General features: G+C 71.8%; 4 protein-coding genes and 1 pseudogene. 3 read left to right on the top strand and 2 right to left on the bottom strand.

Annotation, left to right across the window (positions count from 1 at the left end):
- Both ACM2XV_RS14145 and ACM2XV_RS14140 read right to left on the bottom strand, forming a co-directional pair.
- Positions 1-232, bottom strand: a 232-nt coding sequence (locus ACM2XV_RS14145; protein WP_487027393.1) for an anti-sigma factor family protein, incomplete at its 3' end; no start/stop codon positions are given.
- Positions 229-750, bottom strand: a complete 522-nt coding sequence (locus tag ACM2XV_RS14140) for a sigma-70 family RNA polymerase sigma factor (RefSeq protein ID WP_344772954.1) — start codon at positions 748-750, stop codon at positions 229-231. The genes ACM2XV_RS14140 and ACM2XV_RS14145, both read right to left, overlap by 4 nt.
- 121 nt (positions 751-871) lie before the next feature.
- On the opposite strand from ACM2XV_RS14140, the gene ACM2XV_RS14135 reads away from it, so the two are divergent.
- The 3 genes and pseudogenes from ACM2XV_RS14135 to ACM2XV_RS14125 form a co-directional block, all read left to right on the top strand.
- The gene (locus ACM2XV_RS14135; RefSeq protein ID WP_344772926.1) at positions 872-1360 is read left to right on the top strand and encodes a hypothetical protein; all 489 of its coding nucleotides are present in this window, start codon (positions 872-874) and stop codon (positions 1358-1360) included.
- Between the two features lie 510 nt (positions 1361-1870).
- Positions 1871-2020, top strand: a pseudogene (locus tag ACM2XV_RS14130) (sugar O-acetyltransferase); the annotation flags it as partial.
- Positions 2021-2030: 10 nt separating this feature from the next.
- On the top strand, positions 2031-2553 hold a 523-nt coding region (locus ACM2XV_RS14125), incomplete at its 3' end, for a hypothetical protein (protein ID WP_487027392.1).

Raw genomic sequence — 2553 nt, 5'->3', positions numbered from 1 at the left:
CGCCGAGTCGACCCGCGGGGGGTTCGGCGTCGCCGAGTCCACCCGCGTCCACCGAGGGCGCCGGCACGCGCGAGAGCAGCGCCGGCAGCCCTGCGAGCTCGCCGACGGAGGCGCGGCACTCCGGGCACTCCTCGAGGTGGGCTTCGAATCGCCGCCGGTCCTCGGGCGAGAGCGCCCCGAGCACATAGGCCGCGTCCCACTCGTGCAGCGGCTGCGACTCGTCGGTGCTCATCGCGTGACTCCCTTCTCCTGCAGGGCCAGGCGCAGCGCGCGCAGCCCGTAGTGCATGCGGCTCTTCACGGTGCCCTCGGGGATCCCGAGCGACTCCGCGATCTCGGCGACCGAGCGGCTGCCGTAGTAGGCGAGCGCGATCACCTGCCGGTGGTCCTCGCTCAGCGCGGCGAGCGCGTCGCCGATCAGCCAGGCGTCCAGCATCCGCTCGGTCTCGTCGGCCGCGATCGGCTCGCGGGCCGTGTCGGTCATCGTCTCGGGTGCCGTCGGCGTCTCGTGCCGGCGCCGCGCGCTGCGGGCGTCGTCGATCACCAGATTGCGGGCGACGGTGAACAGCCAGGCCCGGGCGGATGCCTCACGCTGATCGAGCACGGCCGGCTTGCGCCAGGCGCGCAGCAGCGTCTCCTGCACGATGTCCTCGGCCTGGGCGGCGTCCCCGGTGAGCGACATGACGTAGCGCCAGAGCGGGCGCGCATGCTCATCGTGCAGCGCGCGCAGCAGCGCGTCGTCGTCGTTCACTCGGCTCACGGGCGTGGGTCACCTCCTCATAGGACACGTGAACGGGCGGGCATCCGGTTCACTCGAATCCAGAATTCGTTCTCAGAATGAACCTCAACTGCCCCGTTATCGTGCGGTCATCGTGAACCTCGACACTTTCGCCGGCCTGCCGCTGCACATCCTGCTCGTCCACGTGATGGTCGTGGGCGGCCCGCTGACCGCACTCGCCGTTCTGCTGCACGCGTTCTGGCCGGCGGCCAGGCGCCGACTCGGCATCGTCACCCCGATCGCCGGCCTGCTCGTTCTCGTGCTCACGCCCATCACGGTCGAGGCGGGGGAGTACCTGCAGTCGGTCGTCGGCACCACGCCGGCGCTCGCGCTGCACGTCGAGCGGGGCGAGGGGCTGCTGCCGTGGTCCATCGCGCTGTTCGTCGTCGGCCTCGCGGAGTGGGGTTGGTGGCGGTTCCTGCTCGCCCCGCAGGCGGGTGTGCGCCTCACCTCGAGCCTGCGCTGGGGCGGCACGGTGGTCCTGTGGCTCGCGGCAGCGATCGTGGGCATCGGGTTCATCGTCGAGATCGTCCTCATCGGCGACTCGGGGGCGCGCGCCGTGTGGGGCGGCCTGCACCTGTAGCCCGCGCCGTGCCCCGACCGTTCCGTGAGGGCGGTGTTTCCGGTGAGTAAACAGTTGTGAGCGTCCCTCACTAGGGGGTGCCTGCTGACCTATCCTCAGGTCATGCCCGTCGACCTCCTCAAGCTGGTGCAGACCGCGCGCGACGCGGCGTTCAGCCTGCTGGCGGCCCCGGGCTTCGCGCGCTTCGGCACGGGCAGCCGCATTCTGCTGCCGTTCCGGTGGGGCAACCGCGACAAGGTGGCCGTCGGCGAGCACTGCCTGATCGCGGCCGGCTCGTGGCTGCTGGTGCCCGATCGCACGGCGCCGGGGCCGGTCATCGTGATCGGCGACCGGGTGCGCATGCACCAGACCTCCATCACGGGCGTGATGAGCGTCGTCATCGAAGACGGCGTCGAGCTCGCGCGCGGGGTCTACATCTCCGATCACATGCACGGCTTCGCCGACCCTGAGGCCTACATTCGCGATCAACCGCTCGAGCGCGTCGCGCCCGTGCGGGTGTGCCAGGGTGCCTGGCTGGGGCAGAACGTCGTCGTGCTGCCCGGCGTGACCATCGGCGCCGGTGCCGTGGTCGGCGCGAACAGCGTCGTGCGCGAAGACGTGCCCGCCCGCAGCGTTGCGGTCGGCGCGCCCGCGCGCGTCATCCGCCAGCTCGCGGGCTAGGGCGGGTGCGATGCCGGTCGACGTGGTCTTCACCTTCTCGTACGAGACCTACGCCGACGCGCAGGCGCGCGAGATGATGCGGCCGCCCGATCGCATTCTCGAGACGCTCATGGCCGAGCAGGATGCCGGCGTCATCGGCCGTCTGCTCGTCGCCAACCCCTTCCGCTCGATCGCGAGCATCGCCGCGCACCGCGTGCTGCGCAACCAGCCCGCGTTCCCGGCGAGCACTGACCGGCAGCTGTACGAGCCTGTGCGGCTCGCGCGCTCCGACGCCACGGACCCGGCCGTGGTCGAGCGCCAGTACGCCGCCTACGACAGGGCGCTGCGGAAGGCATCCGCCCGCTTCGGCATCGAGCGCCCCGCCGTGATCACGACGAACCCGGTGATCGCCGGCTTCGCCCCGCTCGAGTGGGCCGGGTCGGTGACCTACTTCGGCCGCGACGACTGGCTGACGACGCCCGCGAAGCGGCGCTGGTGGCCGGTCTACGCCGAGGCCTACGCGCGCATCGCCCGGCGCGGCATCGCCGTGACCG

This window comes from Gryllotalpicola sp. CP2-P1, assembly GCF_057512245.1.
Note: the sequence above shows the minus strand (reverse complement) of the source record. Positions and strands in the feature narration are given on the sequence as shown.